Origin of the sequence: Streptomyces sp. NPDC101151, from assembly GCF_044768335.1 — a bacterium.
GTDB lineage: Bacteria > Actinomycetota > Actinomycetes > Streptomycetales > Streptomycetaceae > Streptomyces.
In genome coordinates this window covers 197,266-213,743 of sequence record NZ_JBIWPP010000015.1, presented here as the reverse complement: position 1 = coordinate 213,743, position 16,478 = coordinate 197,266, and the positions used below count along the sequence as shown (strand labels likewise).

The 16,478-nt window shown below is 70.4% G+C and carries 17 protein-coding genes; 9 read left to right on the top strand and 8 right to left on the bottom strand.

Annotated elements, in window-relative coordinates; all coding sequences use genetic code 11:
* Positions 1 to 277 precede the first annotated feature (277 nt).
* Complete coding sequence (locus ACIRU3_RS26415; RefSeq protein ID WP_404060795.1) at positions 278 to 673, bottom strand: ribosomal protein L7/L12; 396 nt, start codon at positions 671 to 673, stop codon at positions 278 to 280.
* Between the two features lie 73 nt (positions 674 to 746).
* On the opposite strand from ACIRU3_RS26415, the gene ACIRU3_RS26410 reads away from it, so the two are divergent.
* Entirely contained in the window at positions 747 to 1,007 is a 261-nt protein-coding gene (locus ACIRU3_RS26410; RefSeq protein ID WP_404060793.1) for a hypothetical protein, read from the top strand.
* Positions 1,008 to 1,064: 57 nt separating this feature from the next.
* On the opposite strand, the gene ACIRU3_RS26405 is transcribed toward ACIRU3_RS26410, so the two are convergent.
* Together ACIRU3_RS26405 and ACIRU3_RS26400 are read right to left on the bottom strand one after the other, a co-directional pair.
* The gene (locus ACIRU3_RS26405) at positions 1,065 to 1,805 is read right to left on the bottom strand and encodes a Type 1 glutamine amidotransferase-like domain-containing protein (protein WP_404060790.1); all 741 of its coding nucleotides are present in this window, start codon (positions 1,803 to 1,805) and stop codon (positions 1,065 to 1,067) included.
* A 695-nt stretch (positions 1,806 to 2,500) separates the two neighbouring features.
* On the bottom strand, positions 2,501 to 3,340 hold the full coding sequence (locus ACIRU3_RS26400; RefSeq protein ID WP_404060788.1) for an SDR family oxidoreductase: 840 nt from the start codon (positions 3,338 to 3,340) through the stop codon (positions 2,501 to 2,503).
* A gap of 92 nt (positions 3,341 to 3,432) precedes the next feature.
* Between ACIRU3_RS26400 and ACIRU3_RS26395 the strand changes: the two genes are divergently transcribed.
* Entirely contained in the window at positions 3,433 to 3,885 is a 453-nt protein-coding gene (locus ACIRU3_RS26395) for a winged helix-turn-helix transcriptional regulator (protein ID WP_404060786.1), read from the top strand.
* Positions 3,886 to 4,008: 123 nt separating this feature from the next.
* Here the strand turns inward: ACIRU3_RS26395 and ACIRU3_RS26390 are convergent, their stop codons facing one another.
* A complete protein-coding gene (locus tag ACIRU3_RS26390) occupies positions 4,009 to 4,422 on the bottom strand; it encodes a hypothetical protein (protein WP_404060783.1) in 414 nt (137 codons plus the stop codon).
* A gap of 332 nt (positions 4,423 to 4,754) precedes the next feature.
* Here ACIRU3_RS26390 and ACIRU3_RS26385 point away from each other — a divergent pair, with 332 nt between their 5' ends.
* The 5 genes from ACIRU3_RS26385 (at position 4,755) to ACIRU3_RS26365 (ending at position 9,455) form a co-directional block, all read left to right on the top strand.
* Complete coding sequence (locus tag ACIRU3_RS26385) at positions 4,755 to 5,000, top strand: hypothetical protein (protein WP_404060781.1); 246 nt, start codon at positions 4,755 to 4,757, stop codon at positions 4,998 to 5,000.
* Positions 4,993 to 5,769: a class I SAM-dependent methyltransferase gene (locus tag ACIRU3_RS26380; RefSeq protein WP_404060780.1), complete on the top strand. Its 777-nt coding sequence runs from the start codon at positions 4,993 to 4,995 to the stop codon at positions 5,767 to 5,769. Before ACIRU3_RS26385 ends, ACIRU3_RS26380 begins: the two co-directional genes overlap by 8 nt.
* 164 nt (positions 5,770 to 5,933) lie before the next feature.
* Positions 5,934 to 7,316 (top strand): MFS transporter, encoded by a 1,383-nt coding sequence (locus ACIRU3_RS26375; RefSeq protein ID WP_404060779.1) that lies wholly within the window; start codon positions 5,934 to 5,936, stop codon positions 7,314 to 7,316.
* A 70-nt stretch (positions 7,317 to 7,386) separates the two neighbouring features.
* Positions 7,387 to 8,091 carry a response regulator transcription factor gene (locus ACIRU3_RS26370; protein ID WP_404060777.1) on the top strand — a complete coding sequence of 235 codons (705 nt, stop codon included), beginning with the start codon at positions 7,387 to 7,389 and terminating at the stop codon, positions 8,089 to 8,091.
* Entirely contained in the window at positions 8,088 to 9,455 is a 1,368-nt protein-coding gene (locus ACIRU3_RS26365; RefSeq protein WP_404060775.1) for an ATP-binding protein, read from the top strand. Before ACIRU3_RS26370 ends, ACIRU3_RS26365 begins: the two co-directional genes overlap by 4 nt.
* Before the next feature lie 4 nt (positions 9,456 to 9,459).
* On the opposite strand, the gene ACIRU3_RS26360 is transcribed toward ACIRU3_RS26365, so the two are convergent.
* The gene (locus ACIRU3_RS26360) at positions 9,460 to 10,428 is read right to left on the bottom strand and encodes a TAXI family TRAP transporter solute-binding subunit (RefSeq protein WP_404060774.1); all 969 of its coding nucleotides are present in this window, start codon (positions 10,426 to 10,428) and stop codon (positions 9,460 to 9,462) included.
* An 83-nt stretch (positions 10,429 to 10,511) separates the two neighbouring features.
* Here ACIRU3_RS26360 and ACIRU3_RS26355 point away from each other — a divergent pair, with 83 nt between their 5' ends.
* A complete protein-coding gene (locus tag ACIRU3_RS26355; RefSeq protein ID WP_404060805.1) occupies positions 10,512 to 11,282 on the top strand; it encodes an isoprenyl transferase in 771 nt (256 codons plus the stop codon).
* A gap of 90 nt (positions 11,283 to 11,372) precedes the next feature.
* On the opposite strand, the gene ACIRU3_RS26350 is transcribed toward ACIRU3_RS26355, so the two are convergent.
* A complete protein-coding gene (locus ACIRU3_RS26350) occupies positions 11,373 to 11,549 on the bottom strand; it encodes a hypothetical protein (RefSeq protein WP_404060771.1) in 177 nt (58 codons plus the stop codon).
* 278 nt (positions 11,550 to 11,827) lie between these two features.
* Here ACIRU3_RS26350 and ACIRU3_RS26345 point away from each other — a divergent pair, with 278 nt between their 5' ends.
* A complete protein-coding gene (locus tag ACIRU3_RS26345; protein WP_404060768.1) occupies positions 11,828 to 12,016 on the top strand; it encodes a hypothetical protein in 189 nt (62 codons plus the stop codon).
* A 22-nt stretch (positions 12,017 to 12,038) separates the two neighbouring features.
* Here the strand turns inward: ACIRU3_RS26345 and ACIRU3_RS26340 are convergent, their stop codons facing one another.
* Both ACIRU3_RS26340 and ACIRU3_RS26335 read right to left on the bottom strand, forming a co-directional pair.
* Positions 12,039 to 13,265 (bottom strand): glucuronyl hydrolase, encoded by a 1,227-nt coding sequence (locus ACIRU3_RS26340; RefSeq protein WP_404060765.1) that lies wholly within the window; start codon positions 13,263 to 13,265, stop codon positions 12,039 to 12,041.
* 132 nt (positions 13,266 to 13,397) lie between these two features.
* Positions 13,398 to 16,226 (bottom strand): M4 family metallopeptidase, encoded by a 2,829-nt coding sequence (locus tag ACIRU3_RS26335; protein ID WP_404060763.1) that lies wholly within the window; start codon positions 16,224 to 16,226, stop codon positions 13,398 to 13,400.
* Between the last annotated feature and the right edge of the window lie 252 nt (positions 16,227 to 16,478).

Below are 16,478 nucleotides of genomic sequence, written 5' to 3'. Positions count from 1 at the left end.
CGCGGAGGCGGCAGACCAGGTCTGATCGTTTGACATCCAACCTAGTCGCCCCAGGTCAGGGCATCGCACCAGACTAACTTGGCTGTCAAAGGACAGCAGCGAGGACGTGGCACTCGACAAGTTCCGGCGCTGGGTCGGCGCAGTCGGCAACATGCCCGAGCCGCAGGTCACCCTCGCCAACGAGGAAACCGGCGATGGTGGCATTGGGAGGAAGGGTGCGTCGCCACGGCATGGACAGCTTCGGCCTCGTACTAGGGTCAGGTCTGCCGCGGTCTGATCAAGCCCATGATCGGCTCGCGGGGCAGCCCGTCGAGGACAGGAAGGGCGATGAGCACGGCCCCGGGTCCACCGGACAGTCCTCCGGAGACATCACCCGCTCACACCACCGGCAGACCAAGTCAGCTCGCGCGCCGGCAGCGTTGAGTCGCCTCGCCGCGTCCGCTGCGGCCGCGAACCATGTCCGATCCACAACCGTCGTCGGGGCGGCTTCAGGCAGCTGCTTGCTTCGCCACGCACTCAGCCCCGTCACTGATCGAACCGCCAGCACAAGGCTGAGTCCCTTGCTCCCGCTTGAGGTCAACCGCACGTCGAACTCTGGATCTTCCACAATCCCCCCATCGGATGCAGCCAGATCCACTGGCGGACCGATCGCTATCACGGCGCATCGATTCATGCTGCCTGGATCCACTTTCGGGCATCGACCTCAATAGTTCAGAGGAGCATGCATTCGCTGCCCCGTCCTCCAGATGGATCCTCGCCAGCGGCCACGCCTTCTGGAGCTCATCCAGAACCTCCGCGAGCGCATCACCGAGGCCCGCGGAAACGGCTGGCTCGGCGAGGTCGAAGGACGCCAGGTCCGGTTCGAAGCTGCCTTGGCCAAGCTGAATAGCCTCAAGCGAGCCCCCGCAGATGGCCGACCACAGCTGGTCCATCTCGGCATGCCTGTCTTCACCGACGTCGCACTGTCACCACCGCCAGAAGCGGTAGAACGCGAGCCCGAAGGCTGACTCGTCTTGCACCAACGCAGCTACCGGCCCCGCAGCGGGACCGCTCGCATCACCAGTTCACGCGGGCGGAGTGGGCTGATGTGCTGGGCCGAGCAGACGACAAGGCAGAGCTTGTTCCTTGACTCCGTTGTCCCCGTCTGGCTCTACCCGATACAGCTGGGCCTGAGGCGTGCGAGTCACCGTGTCCGTCAACTGACCGTCGGTGAAAAGGGCACCGACCCCGTCCTCCACTGCCCAGCCTGCCGGAAGCGCGTGGTTTGCCACGGCCGTCTGATAGGACGAACGACGTCCCGGCCCACTGTCGTAGTGGGGACAGACCGAGCCGGACAGCACACCCAGCCCATCCGAGAGGTGAGTCAGCGGCCCGAAGGAGTCGGTATGTGAGCCCTCGGCCCAGCAGTTGGCGCCGGCACTGATGCCGCACAGCAAGGTCCCGCGGTCGAAGGCCTCGCGCAGTAGGCGGTCCACGCCGTGCGCACGCCAGACCGCCAGCAGGTTCGTGGTGTTGCTCCCGCCCACATAGACGACGTCCTGAGAGAGCAGGAACGTTCGCAAGTCGTCGTCATCGAGGTCCCGCCGAAACAGCTGCAAGATACTGGGCACGCAGGAACGTGACGGGTATGCCGCGAGGAATTGCTCAACGTAGGCGGGGGCGTCGCCACTGGCTGTCGGAACGAAACACACCTCGGGCCGAGGCGCACGCACCTGATCAAGCACCCAGTCATCCAGCAGACCATCCTCGTCGGTGGAGAAGCCGCCTCCAAGGAGAGTCAAACGACGTTCCGGAATGACAGCCACGAGGGTGCCTCCTCAGTTCACGATCCAGACGAGGACGATGTCCCGAACGGTGGCAAGCCATCGGCTCCGCCCGCAATCGAATAGGCCCTCCGCCAAAGCGAAGTCCGCTCCACCCAGGACAAGGCAGGGCCCAACGCGGACCGAGAACGACGGCAAGCCGTTGATCCACTCCTTCACCGTCACCCTCGCCCGCTGAACGAGCGGCCGGGTCCGTCACCACGGTGGAAGGTGACGGGCCCGGCCGGGCACCACGGTCCCACGCCCTGATCTGATGCGCGCGATCCCTCCGTGGAGTCGGCGCGTCAGAACGGGCCGCATGCCCTGCTTCCAGAACTGGCCGACATAGAACTCCAGTTCGCCCCAGAGCTGCCTGTCCTGTCAATTTGACCCGCGATGTGATCACCCCGAGTGACAGACCAGTCACAAGAGTCACTCGGCATCGACCAACACGGGGAGAAATACGTGAGTCAAGCCAGTGGAACGAGAACTCGACCCGTTCACCGGGACCGGAACAGCCGGAGAGTTCCTCGACTCCGTCGCCCGCTCCTGCCAACGGATCTCCGTCGCAGCACACCAGTAGGACCCTGTCAGATCGCTCCAGCTCTTGAGCTCTGGTTGGTGGCGGGCGGTGCCGGGGCCGCCCCGTGCGGCCGTAGTCGCACGAGGCTGCCCGGGCGTTTCAGTGGAGTTGGACCTCAGCGGAATGCCGCGATGTTGCGGCCGACCCAGTCATTGAAGGGGCGTGGGGCGCGGCCGAGGACTCGTTCCACGTCCGGGCTGATCCGCAGTTCGGCCGGGTTCGGGGCAGCGATGATGTCCAGGGTGTCGTCGGCGAGTTCCGCCGGCACGAACTGGGTCATCGTGGCCTTGGCCTCGTCGCGGGTGAGTTCGTGGAACCGTACCGGCGAGTGGAGTGCGGCTGCGATGGCCAACGCCTGCTGACGGGGCGTGATCACCTCCGGCCCGGTCAGCTCGAAGATTCCGCCGGTGTGCCGGTCCTCCAGCAGGCAGGCCGCCGCGACCTCCGCAATGTCGACCGGGTCGATGACCGGCACCCCTGTGTCGCCGAAGGGTGCGGCGACCGTCCCGTGCGTGCGGACGGACTCCGCCCAGGCCAAGGCATTGGAGGCGAAGCCGCCCGGTCGCAGGACGGCCCAGTCCAGGCCGGACTCTCTCAGCGCGTCTTCCACCGCGCGCATCGCGACCCGTGACGGGCCGAGCGGTCTGGTCGCCACGCCCTGCGAAGACAATAGGACGACCCGGCGGACCCCACTGGCCGCGGCCAGGCCGATGATGTCGGCCGGCCTTGCTTGGGGGGCGTGCAGGTCGCCGGAGAGCAGGAGGAACAACGTCTTCGCCCCGTCCAACGCGGGCGCGAGGCCCACCGGTTCGGCCAAATCGGCCGCCACGTGCCGGACGCCGTCCGACACCTCCACCGCGTGCCGCGACACCGCTGTCACCCGCTCGCCCGCCTCGGCCAGGGCTCGCGTCAGAGGCCGGCCCACATTTCCGGTAGCCCCGGTCACCACGATCATGTTCAGCTCCTAGTCCGTTGTGCGCTGCGGCAATTGACGCTAGGAGTAGGGCTTACTTTTCGTAAGAACATACCCAGAGGTAAGCTCCGGACATGAGGGAAGGCGCGCAGCTGACGCAGGCCGGAACGAGCAATCGGTATGACGTGTTTCACACCGACTGCCCCGCGCGCGACGTGGTCGACCACGTGACCAGCAGGTGGGGCATCTGGGTGCTGATCTCGTTGCGGAGCAACGACCTTCGGTTCTACGAGTTGCGCGACAGCATCCAGGGCATCAGCGAGAAGATGCTCGCTCAGACCCTGCGCGCGCTGGTCCAGGACGGGCTGGTCCGGCGGGAGGTCGCGCCGACGACGCCACCCCAAGTCACCTACGGGCTGACCGAGTTCGGTCGGGACGTCGGCGAGCCGCTGACGGACTTGTTCAACCGGATCACACGGCGGCTGGCAGCCGGCGAGGCGTCCGCCACGGAGCGGCTGAGCGCAACAGGCCGCCTGGACAGTCTCAGTTCCGTGGCCGATCGGCCACGGAATGGCCACCGGCCGTGAGATTCGACCAGCCGATCTGAGATCCCACAGCTGGTCCTGCTCGGGGCTTTCTCGGAGGTCTGCCATGCCCCGAACCATCTGGTCCGGTGCCATTTCGTTCGGCGCGCACCGGGCCGCTCCCTCCTACCTTGCCGCGCCGGCCGGTGCCGCGGGAGGGCGCCGGTCTTGACGGGGTAGGTGACCAGGCGGGCGATGACGGTGGTCGGGGTGGACGAAGTCGACGGGGTTCTCCAGCTTGTAGTAGTCGCCCTGGGGCGGGAATCGGGTGGGTCGGCCGAGCAGGACCGGCGGCTGCTTCGAGACCAGGGTCACTTTGTCCTGCTCGGGACAGTCGATGGTGGCCGTCAGGCTCACCACGCGCCGGTGCTCGTACTCGGGCGGGTTCTGCTGGATGAGGCGAACCCGGCTGGCGGGGTCGTCGCCGCTATCACTCTGTTCGAGGATGATGATGCCGCCGTATCCGAAGCTGCCTTCCGTCTTGTCCCGAGGATCCGCAGGCGGACGCTGCGGGTCGGGTCGTCGGATCGCGCCGCGCAAGCGGTCTGCGGACACCGTCAGGCGGCCTGCATCCGCTGACTGTTGACCAGGTCCCGGTAGGGAGAGCAGCGGTCCATCAGCGTTTGATGGGTGCCGGCGTCGGTGAGGGTGCCGGTTAGCGAACAGCCGCTGGCTCACCAAAGCCTGGCTGACCCGAAGCGGCCTCACCCCGCTGCAGCTCACTCCCGACGAACTCGCCGGCGACTACGGCCGCATCCAGGCACGCCGCCTGTTGCAGACCCCCGCATGGAGCCCATTTCCTGCGCGGCATTGAGCCTTACCACAAACTCATCCGCACCATCGAGAACACCGCCGCCCACCCCGATGCGTTGATGACGTTCCCCTACGACTGGCGCCTGCCCGTCTCGATCAACGGACAACGGCTCGCCCAAGAAGCACGCGCCCACCTGCAGCGCTGGCTCGCACACCCCGGCCACGCTGCGGCCCGACAGCAAGCTGTCGACCAAGTACCCGCCCGCCTGGTCTTCATCGCCCACTCCATGGGCGGCCTGGTCACCTACGCCGCCCTCGCCCTCGGCGGTGACAACGACGCCGCTATAGCCTCGGATCATGAGTGAACGAGGAGCGGACGGCAGTGCGGGTGACGCGGACTACAGCGCGATAGGCGCCAGTTACACCGATCACCGGCAGCCGGACCGGCGTATCGCGGCGGCCATCACCAGAGCGCTCGGCGAGTCCGAAACCGTGGTCAATGTGGGCGCGGGGGCCGGATCATACGAGTCCGACGTCCTGAAGGTCACCGCGGTGGAGCCCTCGGAGACGATGCGGGCTCAGCGGCCCGCCCATCTGCCGCGCGCCGTCGATGCCGTGGCCGAGAGCCTGCCGTTCGCCGACGGCGCCTTCGATGCCGCGATGACCACCTTCAGCGTGCACCAGTGGAGCGATCTGCGGGCAGGTCTGCGGGAGATGCGCCGTGTGGCACGCGGCCCCGTCGTCATCCTGACCTGCGACCCCGACCTGGTACGCGACTTCTGGCTGTACGAGTACGCACCGCTGGTCCTGGACACCGAGGCCCGGCGCCACCCGTCGATCGGCGAGATCACCGAGGGGCTCGGAGGCACCGTGACGGCGGAACGCGTGCCGATCCCCGTCGACTGCACCGACGGCTTCAACGAGGCGTACTACGGCCGCCCCGAACGACTGCTCGAACCCGGGGCCCGCCAGGCGTGCTCGGCCTGGAGTTTCGTCGAGCCGGCGCTGCAGGAGCGGTACGTCGACGGCCTCCGGCGCGACCTCGCTTCGGGTGCCTGGGACGAGCGCCATGGGACGCTGCGTCGGCAGCCCTCGCTCGACGGCTCGCTCGTCCTCGTCCGCGCGGTGCCCTGAACCCCACCGCGCCCGATGCGAGCGGCGGCTTTCTTAGCGGCATGTTAGATCTGCGCGGCCGGCCTTGTCCGGGTGCGGCGGATGCCCGCATGCTCAGGCGCACTCAGGTCCCGGGGGCACTCCCCGCTCCCTGTTCCCACCGGAATTCCCCACCTGGAGCCGCCATGTCATCCTCCGCCGCCGTGCCCGGGAAGCCGCCAGCGGTCTCCCCCGGCAGCCGCCGTCTCGCCCTCGTCGGCGGGTCCCTGGGCAACCTCGTCGAATGGTACGACTGGTTCGTCTACGCCAGTTTCGCGATCTACTTCGCCGACTCGTTCTTCCCCGGCGACAACCCGACCACCAAGCTGCTGAACACGGCCGGCATCTTCGCGGTCGGCTTCCTGATGCGCCCGGTCGGCGGGTGGATCCTCGGGCGGGCGGCGGACCGGCACGGGCGCAAGAGCGCGCTCACCCTCACCGTCACCCTGATGTCGGTGGCCGCCCTGCTCATCGCCGTCGCGCCCACCTACGGCCAGGCCGGGTACTTCGGCGCCCTGGTACTGCTCCTGGCACGGCTGCTGCAGGGCCTGAGCATCGGTGGCGAGTACGCGGCCAGCGCCACCTATCTGACCGAGGCGTCCGCCCGCGACCGGCGCGGCCTCGGATCCTCTTTCCAGTACGTGTCGATGACCTGCGGGCAGCTGCTCGGCCTCGCGATCCTGATCACGCTGCAGCACACGCTGACCACGGACCAGTTGGAGGGCTGGGGCTGGCGGATCCCGTTCGTGCTCGGTGCGCTCTTCGCCCTGGTGGTGTTCTGGCTGCGGCGCCGGCTGACCGAGACGGAGGCGTTCACCGAGGAGTCCGGCGCGGACGACCGCGGCGACAGCGCGCGCGGCACGCTCAGGACGCTGTGGCAGCACCGCCGTGAGGCCGGGCTGGTCATGGCGCTCACCCTGGGCGGCACCGTGGCCTACTACACGTACACCACGTACCTCACCAAGTATCTGATCGGCAGCGCGGGCATGGCCAAGTCCACGGCAACCCTGGTCAGTTTCACCGCGCTCGCCGTCTTCGCGCTGATCCAGCCGTTCGCCGGGCTGCTCTCCGACCGGATCGGCCGCCGGCCGCTGCTGATCACCTTCGCGGTCGGCTGCACGGTGGGCACGTACCCCATCATGACCGCGCTCGGCTCGGCGTCCTCCTACTGGTCGGCGCTGGGGCTGTCCCTGCTGGCCCTGGTCATCGTCACCGGCTACACCTCGATCAACGCCGCGGTGAAGGCCGAACTGTTCCCCACCCGGGTCCGCGCCCTCGGCGTGGCCCTGCCGTACGCGGTGGCCAACGCGCTGTTCGGCGGAACGGCGGAGTACGTGGCCCTGTGGTTCAAGGACAGCGGTCACGAGAAGGTGTTCTTCTGGTACGTGTCGGGGTGCGCGCTGGTCTCGCTGGTCACCTACGTGCTGATGCCGGACACCCGCAACACGGCGCTCAGCCGCGCCGAGGCGGAGGCGGAAGCCGGTACCCGTGCCGGTGCGCCGGCCAGCTCCGCCGAAGCGGTCCGCTGACGCGATGGTGACCCGGGCCGTGTCGCTTACGTAAGCTGCGGCCCAGGTCACCACGGCACGAGGACATTTCATGCAGGCGCTGCTCGTCGAGGACGACGACCGTATGGCCCAGGCACTGACCACGGCACTCGCTCAGCGCGGGCACACGGTGCGCAGGGCCGCCCGGGCCCTGGACGCCCTGCGCTACGTCCACGCGGCCGAGTTCGTGCTGCTCGACCTCGGCCTGCCCGACCTGGACGGGCTGGAGCTGCTGCGGCGGCTGCGCACGGTGTGCGACGCGCCTCTGATCGTCGTGACGGCTCGCTGCGAGGAACGGGACATCGTGCAGGGGCTGCGGGCCGGCGCCGACGACTACGTGGTCAAGCCGTTCCGGATGAACGAGCTGATGGCCCGGATCGACACCGTGCGCCGCCGTGCCGGGGCAGCGTCCGCCCGCAGCGCCGACGCCGGCGCGCAGTTCGTGCGCACCGGCGACGTGGAGATCGACATCGGGGGCCGTACGGTCACGGTCGCCGGCGCGGACGTACGGCTCACCCGGCGCGAGTTCGACGTCCTCGCGTTCCTGGCGGCGCGACCGGACGAGGTCCACTCACGGGAGGAGATCCTGGACCGGATCTGGGGCGACGCCTTCCTCGCCGCGTCCCGGTCCCTGGACGTGCACGTGGCGGGTGTCCGCGCGAAGACGGGCCGTGCCGAACTGATCCGCACGGTACGGGGCTTCGGATATCAGCTGGGCTCGCCGGCCGGGGGGACCGAGGGCCGGGGCCACCGATGAGGCGCAGGCTGCTCGCCGTGCTGATGGTGCTCATGGGCGCCGCGACCCTTTTGCTGTCCGTGCCGCTGGCCGGTTCGTACGCGAGCGGGCGGACGGAGCACCTGCTGCTGCAGCGGCGCGCCGACGCGGTACGGTTCGCCGACCTCGCCGACCGGGGGCGGACCGCCGCCGACCGCGCGGAGCTGTCCACCGAGATCCGCCGGTACGCCGAGCTGTACGGCGCCTCGGTGACGGTGGTGGACTCCGCGGGGCGGACCCTCGCGGAGTCGGGGGCCGGCATTTCCGCGTCGTCCGCCGACGACGTCCTGGGCCGGGCGCTGACCGGGCGGTCCACCGAGCGGCTGCCGACCGTCCGGCCGTGGGGGCCCGACCGGGTGGTGCTCGCCGAGCCGGTCGGCCGGGACGAGCGGGTCAGCGGGGCGGTCCTGCTGGCCGTTCCGACCACGGCCGCCCGGGGGGACGTGACCGTACGCTGGGTCCTCATCGCCTGCGGGGCACTCACCGCGTTCGTGGCCGCGGCCCTGGTCGCCGTGGGCATCACACGCTGGCTGATGCGTCCGGTGCGTGACCTCGACCGGGCCGTCGCGGGGCTGGCGTCCGGCAGCCTGGAGACGCGGGCCGTCTCGGCCACCGGTCCGCCCGAACTGCGCAGCCTGCGCCGGCACTTCAACGGCATGGCCGAGGCGGTCGCCGAATCCCTCGGCCGCCAGCGCGCCTTCGTCGCCGACGCCTCGCACCAGCTGCGCAATCCGCTGGCCACGCTGGTGCTCCAGCTGGAGAACGTCGAGCCGCATCTCGCACCCGGCGCCGGCAGGAAGGAGCACGCCCGCGCCCTGGACGAGGCGGAGCGTCTGGAGGAACTGCTCGACGGTCTGCTGGCGTTGGCGCGCGTGGAGTCGGGTACGGCCGAGCGGACCGAGCAGGATGTGTCGCGTGCGGTGACCGAGCGGGTGGCCGCTTGGCAGCCGGTGTTCGAGGCCTCAGGGGTTGCGCTGACCGCCAATGCCGTACAGGAGGGGCTGGGGGCGCGGGCGGTGCCGGATGCCGTCGGCCGGATCCTCGACGCGGTCCTGGACAACGCGGTCAAGTTCGTGCCGTCCGGTGGCCGGGTCTCGGTTGCGGCGTCGGTCGCGGACGGTGAGGCAGTGGTGCGTGTCGAGGACGACGGGCCGGGCGTGCCGGACGACCAGCTGGCCCTCCTCACCCGGCGTTTCGCGCGAGCCCCCGAGCATCAGAACGTGCCCGGCAGCGGCCTCGGGCTGGCCATCGCCGACGAGATCGCGCGCCTCAGCGGCGGCCGGCTCGGCACAGCCGGGAACCATCCCCACGGCCTGGTCGTGGAACTGCGGCTGCCGGCTCCCTGAGGAGTCAGCCGTAGACCGACCGGTAGTAGGCCACCGCGCCGGGGTGCAGGGGCACGTTCCCCGTGGCCACGGCGAATCCGGGTTCCAGCCGGGCGCCCGCCGTCACCTCTCTGAGCAGCTCGCGCCACCGGTCGAAGACTACCCGGAGCACCGCCTGCACGGCCTGCTGCGGCACCTGGGAGCGGGCCAGCAGATAGTTGCCCACGCCGATGGTGCCGACCGGCTCGGTGAGCCCGTACACGCCGGCCGGGAGTGTGACCGCCGAGTAGACGGGGCCGTAGGTGTCGCGCAGGGTGTCGGCCTCGGTCTCCAGCGGCAGGAAACGCAGCGGGAGGTCGCGGGCGAGGGTGGACAGAGCGGGTGTCGGTACTCCCCCGGCCCAGATCAGGGCGTCGACCGTGCCCGTGCGCAGCGCCTCCACCGACTCGGCGAGCCCGAACTGTCGCTGCCGCACCGCGCGCTCACCGGTGAGCCCCGCCACCCGCAGCAGCCGGCCCGCCAGCACCTGTCCGCCGGAGCCCGTCGCGCCGGTGGCGACCGACCGCCCGGCGAGATCCCGGAGGGACCGGACGGGCCCGTGCGCCGGCACGACCAGGTGGGTGTAGTTGACGTAGACGCGGGCGAGGGCCGTCACGGCGGGCCGGTCCGAGAACGACTGGCGCCCCCGCACGGCGTCCTCGGCGGCGTCGGCCATGGCAAGGCCCAGGTCCGCCGATCCGCCGCCGAGGCGGCGCAGGTTGTCCACGCTCGCCGAGGTGCTGAGCGGAGCGATGTGCAGCCGGGGGGCGGTGCGTGCGGCCTGTACGGCCAGTGCCTTCCCGAAGGCGTTGTACGGCCCACCGGGTGCGCCCGTCGCGAGTCTGAGCTGCCACGCCGTTCCGCCGTCCCCGGAGCAGCCGGCCACGGCGAGTGCCGGGGCGCCGAGGAGCGCGGCCTCCAGCAGGCCGCGGCGGCTCATCGGTCGACCGGTCACGCCCGCAGCGTAGTCGCCGCGGAAGCCGTGGCACTATCGTTGCGCCCTCAAACCCGGGTAGGAGAAGGGATGTCGGTGTGGCGATGAAGGCCCTGCGTTCGGCGTTGGAAGCGATCTACGTACGGCGCCTGAACCGCAAGCTGGACGGCCTGCCCCGGCCGCGGCACGTGGCGATCATGCTGGACGGGAACCGGCGCTGGGCCAGGGGTGCGGGACATCAGGACGTCCGCGAGGGCTACCGCGTCGGCGGCGCCAAGGTCACGGACTTCCTGCACTGGTGCAGCGACGCCGGGATCAAGCACGTCACGCTGTGGATGCTGTCCGACGACAACCTCCACCGGCCGGCGGACGAACTCGGCCCCCTGCTCGACATAATCGAGGAGACCGTCCGACGCATCTGCGCTCCCGGGGAGCCCTGGGAGATCGAGATCATCGGCGCCCTCGACCTGCTGCCCGGGAACACCGCCCGTGTCCTCAAGGAGGCTGCCGCCCGCACGAACGGCCGTGGCGGACTCAAGGTCGACGTCGCCGTCGGCTACGGCGGGCGGCGGGAGATCGTCGACGCGGTCAAGGCGGCCTTCGACAAGCACATCAGTGCCGGCGGGGACCCCCGCGAGCTGGCCTCGGACTTCGACCTGGAGCACATCACCGACAACCTGTACTCGCCGGCCGGGCACGACACCGACTTCATCATCCGCACGTCCGGCGAGCAGCGGCTGTCCGGGTTCCTGCTGTGGCAGTCCGCCTACGCCGAGGTGCACTTCGTCGACGTCCTGTGGCCGGCGTTCCGCGAGATCGACCTGCTGCGGGCCCTGCGCTCGTACGCCGCACGCGAACGCCGTTACGGCCGCTGACGGCCGGTCGCTCACCGGCCGCCCGGCCTGCGCACGGTCAGCGTGGGAGGGAGCGGTCCTGGGGGTCGGAGCGCTGCCGAGCGGGGCGGATCACCGAACGGGAACCACGTTCGTGGCCTTCTCGCCGACGACATCGAAGAGGACGCGCTGCCCCTCGCGGGTGGTCTGCGTCTCCATGCCGGAGAACGGGCGCCGTTCGCCGTCCTCGTCGGCGATGACGCCCAGGCCGTCCACCTTGTTGTACACGGCAATTCTTCCGAGAGGCATCGTCATTCCTCCGTGGGTTGGTCGTGAGCTGCTGATCTCCCCCGGTGAGCAGAGCATCACCCGGCGTGCCCGGCGGAGGAAGGGCGCACCGGCGCGTCGGCCACGGTTTGACCGGAAGTCAGCGGACGTCCGTCATCTGCGGAATTCCGGACACCGCGGCACCGCCGACGCCGACCGGGGCCCGTCGCTTCCGGTACCTGTCCGTTGCCGCCACCAGTGCCTCTGCCACGCCGGGTGCTCCCGCGTCGTGGCCGGCGTCGTTCACCCAGGTCGGTGTCGTGGTCGCTCGCGTGCGGTGTGGAGCGGCCGCGGCCGCGCTGGTCGAGGTGCGTGCCGGGTGCGGTGCGTGGGGGCTGATCGCGCAGTTCCCCGCACCGCTGAGTCGGCTGGTCCGCAGCCTGCCCAAGGGGCGCGGGGTACTGCGCGACAAGCCACGACGGACCCGCACCCGGCAACGGAGCCCCTGAACTCCCCGGTACCCGGTCGTCCTCATGTCGCGCCGGAGAGGTCGATCGCCCGGTCGACGTCCCGCGGCTGCAGCACACGCAGGATGCCTTCGAGGAGGTAGTAGTCGGCGTACGGGAGGGAGATCTCGATCCCGTCCTCGGCCGGCCGGTTCCGGGTGCAGCGGGCCACGACGGCCTCGGCGCGCGCCGAGTTCCGGGTCAGGCAGGTCCTGGCCAGCGCGGTGAGCAGCCGCAGGGCGGCTTCCCGGTACTCGGGCCCGCCCGTCGCGGCGGACAGGTCCAGCAGTCCGCAGGCCATGATCGCGCCGGCGGAGGCGTCCTTGACGTCGTACGGCTGCTGGGGCGCCCGGTAGTCCCACACGGGGACGTAGTCGGGTGTCAGGGCTCCCAGCGCGTAGTCGGCGAGTCTGCGTGCGGTCGTCAGGAACTGCTCGTCGCCGGTGCGGCGGTGGATCGTGGTGAACCCGTAGATTCCCCAGGCCTGTCCACGGGCCCAGCAGGACGCGGGGCTGTAGCCCTGCACGGTGCCGGGGCCGATCGGCGCGCCGGTGGCGGGGTCGAAGTCGTACACGTGGGGGGTCGATCCGTCCGGGCGCGGGAACACCCGCTGGGCGGTCTTCGCGTGTTCCGTGGCGATGTCGAGGTACTTCGCCTCGCCGGTCTGCTCGCTCGCGAAGGCCAGGAGGTCGAGGTTCATCATCGTGTCCATGATGACGCGGCCCGCGTTGTTCGGATCGTTCAGTGCGCCCCAGGCCCGGATGAAGCGGCCGTTGGGGTTGTAGCGCCGGCTCAGTGAGTCGGCCGCCCGCACGGCGCCGTCCCGCCAGATGGTGTCACCTGTCAGACGCCATGCGGTGACCCAGGACGGGTAGAAGAGGAAGCCGAGGTCGTGGGTGCCGGTGTCGTTCTGGCGGGGAGCGAGCTTCCTCGCGGAGTCGAGTGCCAGGGTGCGGAAGGTGTCGTCGCGGCTGTACAGCCAGGCCATCCAGAGCGTGCCGGGCCAGAACCCGCCGACCCAGTCGCCGTTCTGCGCATACACCCACTTCTCGAACTTCGTGCCGACCGGAAAGGCGGTCACTCGCGGGGCGACGGCACGGAGTTTCCCGATCGCGTAGTCGGCGGCGGCCCGGAGCGTGCGGTCGACGCTCGCCGGGGTCTGTTCGGCCGCCCGGGCGGCCGTCGTCGGCGCCGCGTACAGCGCGGCGGCTCCGGCCGCCGTGGTCAGCACGGTACGTCGGGATAGCTCCATCGGCCCGCATCCTCCAACTCGGCATCGAAGAGGGGAAGTTGATCGAGCCTTGCACAGCCCGCCCCGCCATGTACACCCATGTGTGCGAGGTTCATGTAGGTGAACATGACGGGGGCGGGCCGGCGGAGTGCGTCAGCCGCAGGTGCCGGCCGGGCGGGTGCGGGTGACCACGTCGCTGACCCCGGTGGTCGCGTCGAGCCAGATCACCTGGGTGCCGTCGGCCGCGGCGGCGGAGAGCTGTTCGCCCCGGTTGCAGGAGACCCGGCTCCTGCGCGGGCCGTCACCCTTGTCCGCCGGCGCGAACTGCCAGAGCTTGGACAGCGAGTCGTTGCTCAGCTGCGGGAGCGGCTTGCGGGCGACCATCGTCACCGCCTGCCCGGAGACGGTCAGGTCGGAGACGTTCAGCGCCTCCGGGCCGGACTCCGGGCTGAGGTCCGCGATGCCCGAGCCGTCGAGTCCGGCACGGCGCAGGGCCGTCGTGCCGTTCTGGGCGACCTCGTCGAGCAGCCAGTAGACGTGATCGCCGGTGACGGCCGTCGGTCCCAGGCCGGTCCCCGGCGCGGCCTGCTGGATCACCCTGTCCTCGCCGGTCGCCACATCGACGATCCGGGTGGTGGTCTCGTACACGGCGCTGACTCGCCGCCTGTCCTGATAGACCACCTTGCCGTTGCTCACCGACGGGAAGGTCGCCCGGTGGTAGGTGCCACCGCCCGTCGTGACCACGTCCGTCGGGTCCTTCAGGCTCAGGTAGCCCACGCCCGCCCGTCCGCCGTAGTTGTTGTACGCGAAGGCCACGACATCACCGTCGACGCCCAGTGAGCTGCCCACGCTGCGGCCGTGCCACAGGGTCTTCACCGGCCCGCCCGCGAGGGGCCGCGCGAGGATGTCCACGCCGGTGGTCCCGTACGCCTGCCACACCACCGTCCTGCCGTCCGTGGCCGGGTTCACGTGGTAGCGGCCGTCGTTGGGGCTCATCAGCTTCAACTGCCCCTTGCCGTCGGTACGTCCGGCCCACACCGAGTACGGCTCCGCGCCCGCCTCGTCGGACTTGGCGGCCGCCCACCAGCCGCCGCCCGCGCCCAGATGCGAGTTGGAGGTGTTGACGCGCTCCAGCAGCAGGTCGGAGTCGACGCCCAGGGCCAGTTCCCAGTGAGGCACGATGCCATGGGCGTTGAAGGCTCGCTGGACGGCCGTGAGGTTCTTTCCGCCGACCTTCAGCGCCTTGGCTGCCGCGATCACCGCGTCCCGTCCCTGCGTGAAACCGTCGAGCGGGGTGAGGTACTGGGTGAGCGCCGAGTAGACGACCTTGTCGGCGAGGTCGGGGCCGAGATCCTCGCGGATGTCCCACAGCGCGCCGGCGAAAATGGTGGAGTTGAGGTGGACGCCGCCGTTGTCGGTACCGAAGCCGACACCGAGGAAGGATCCGGCCGTGGTCCGCCCGTCGTTCAGGTCACGGATCGCGCACTCGCGCGGGGACCTCGTCCGGCAGAGCGTCTGGCCCATGAGCCCGGAGTCCGGGTCGGCCATGGGGAGCCTGTACGCGTCCGCCTCGATGGCGTTGCCGAAGTAGTCGGCGATCGCCTCGTTCATGGCGCCGGACTGGCCGGCGTAGACGAGCCCGGCCGAGTGCTCGATCACTCCGTGGGTCATCTCGTGGCCGACGACGTCCAGCGCCGCGGAGAGCGGCCGGTACTCGTCGTCACCCGAGCCGTACACCATCTTCCGGCCGTCCCAGAAGGCGTTGACGTACGGCTGCCCGTAATCGGTCGCGCCGACCAGGGAGTTGACCGTCATGCCGTGGCCGTCCAGGCTGTCGCGGCCGTGCTTGGTCCGGTAGTAGTCGTAGACCTGCCCGGCGGCCCAGTGGGCGTCCACGGCGCCGGACTCGGTCGCCTCCGTGCCGAAGCCGGGGGTCGGCGAGGAGAACTCCTTCAGATCCTCCGGCCAGGTGCCGCTCAGCTCACTTGCCCAGCGGCCGCGCGCGTCCCAGGTCGCGAGGACGTTGTCCGGTTTGCTCTGGATCCGGGCGTGGTCGCGCAGCACATAGGCGTCGCGGGTGTCGTCGTGGACGATGTTCAACTCGACGGTCGTGCCGTCCAGTTTGACGCCGGAGCCCGATGCCGTGCCGGGCGCGGGTTCGTCGGTGAGGCGGCGTGCCGTGCTACCCCGCACGGTCGTGCCGGCTGTGCCGAACGTCTGGACACCGCTGTACTGGAGGACCGGGTAGCCGGCCTGAGCGTCGATGTACACCTCGCGCAGCACCGGCTCGCCGTGCGCCGGGTCCTTGCCGCGCACGGTGATGTGCCGGGTGAGGACGCCGGTTCCGGTGGGCAGCACGACCAGGCCGCGGGAGGTGCCGGTGAGGGCGGACTCGTCCTCCTCGCCCGCGCCGCTGAACGCCCTGGCGCCGAGCTCGTTGCGTACGGCGTCCACCGCGCGCTCGACGGCGAGCGCGTCGTCGACCGCGGCGGACGTACCGGTCCGCAGCCCGGTGAAGTACTTGCCTGAGGTGCCGGTGACGATCCGCCGGCCGTCCTTCTTCTCCATGCGGACGACGTACTCGCCGCCGAGCACAGGGACTCCGTGGTGCGTCTGCCGCAGCCGGACGGTCTCCTGACCGCCCGAGGTGTCGGTCCCGGCGGGTATCAGGTCCCGGTCCGGGTGTGCGATGCGGTAGCGGTCCGTGCGCGTGGCGAGGTAGGCACGCGCGGCGCCCGCCGGGGTCGCCGCCGACGGGGCCTGTTCGCGGATGCCGTCCACCAGGGCCGGCGTGGCCGTTTGCTGTCCCGCGATCAGCCCGCCCGGGTCCGGCGGTGCCGTACCCGCGGTCGCCGCGCCGGCGGGGACCGCCGAAATGACGAGTGCGGCGACGCCCAGGAGCGCCGCCGCACCGGATAAGCCGCTTCTTCGTACTCTCGATGACGCCGTCGACCGCTTCGAGCGCGTTCTGGAGTGGCGCACGCGTCCAACCCCCCACAGAGATCTACCGTGTTCCGGCGGCGGGTCGCCGCCGGGCAGGGCCATGCAAGCCGCGATGCGGCGGCACATCAACAGGGCATTGGGGACGAGAGGTGAAATCCGGCCCGGGGGGAGGCAGGGGTTCCGGGTGTGGCTTCGCCCACCTGTCGCAGAAGCACCCCGGAATTGTCCGTGATCGGTAACAGACGGATCCCGCGGCCGTTCCGGCCCGTCCTGACAGGTGCACGGGGATCC

Bases quoted from the DNA above. Each gene is read 5' to 3' on its own strand.
- ACIRU3_RS26415 (WP_404060795.1), bottom strand. From the start codon at position 673: ATGAATCGATGCGCCGTGATAGCGATCGGTCCGCCAGTGGATCTGGCT.
- ACIRU3_RS26410 (WP_404060793.1), top strand. From the start codon at position 747: ATGGATCCTCGCCAGCGGCCACGCCTTCTGGAGCTCATCCAGAACCTC.
- ACIRU3_RS26400 (WP_404060788.1), bottom strand. From the start codon at position 3,340: ATGATCGTGGTGACCGGGGCTACCGGAAATGTGGGCCGGCCTCTGACG.
- ACIRU3_RS26395 (WP_404060786.1), top strand. From the start codon at position 3,433: ATGAGGGAAGGCGCGCAGCTGACGCAGGCCGGAACGAGCAATCGGTAT.
- ACIRU3_RS26385 (WP_404060781.1), top strand. From the start codon at position 4,755: ATGACGTTCCCCTACGACTGGCGCCTGCCCGTCTCGATCAACGGACAA.
- ACIRU3_RS26380 (WP_404060780.1), top strand. From the start codon at position 4,993: ATGAGTGAACGAGGAGCGGACGGCAGTGCGGGTGACGCGGACTACAGC.
- ACIRU3_RS26375 (WP_404060779.1), top strand. From the start codon at position 5,934: ATGTCATCCTCCGCCGCCGTGCCCGGGAAGCCGCCAGCGGTCTCCCCC.
- ACIRU3_RS26370 (WP_404060777.1), top strand. From the start codon at position 7,387: ATGCAGGCGCTGCTCGTCGAGGACGACGACCGTATGGCCCAGGCACTG.
- ACIRU3_RS26365 (WP_404060775.1), top strand. From the start codon at position 8,088: ATGAGGCGCAGGCTGCTCGCCGTGCTGATGGTGCTCATGGGCGCCGCG.
- ACIRU3_RS26355 (WP_404060805.1), top strand. From the start codon at position 10,512: ATGAAGGCCCTGCGTTCGGCGTTGGAAGCGATCTACGTACGGCGCCTG.
- ACIRU3_RS26350 (WP_404060771.1), bottom strand. From the start codon at position 11,549: ATGCCTCTCGGAAGAATTGCCGTGTACAACAAGGTGGACGGCCTGGGC.
- ACIRU3_RS26340 (WP_404060765.1), bottom strand. From the start codon at position 13,265: ATGGAGCTATCCCGACGTACCGTGCTGACCACGGCGGCCGGAGCCGCC.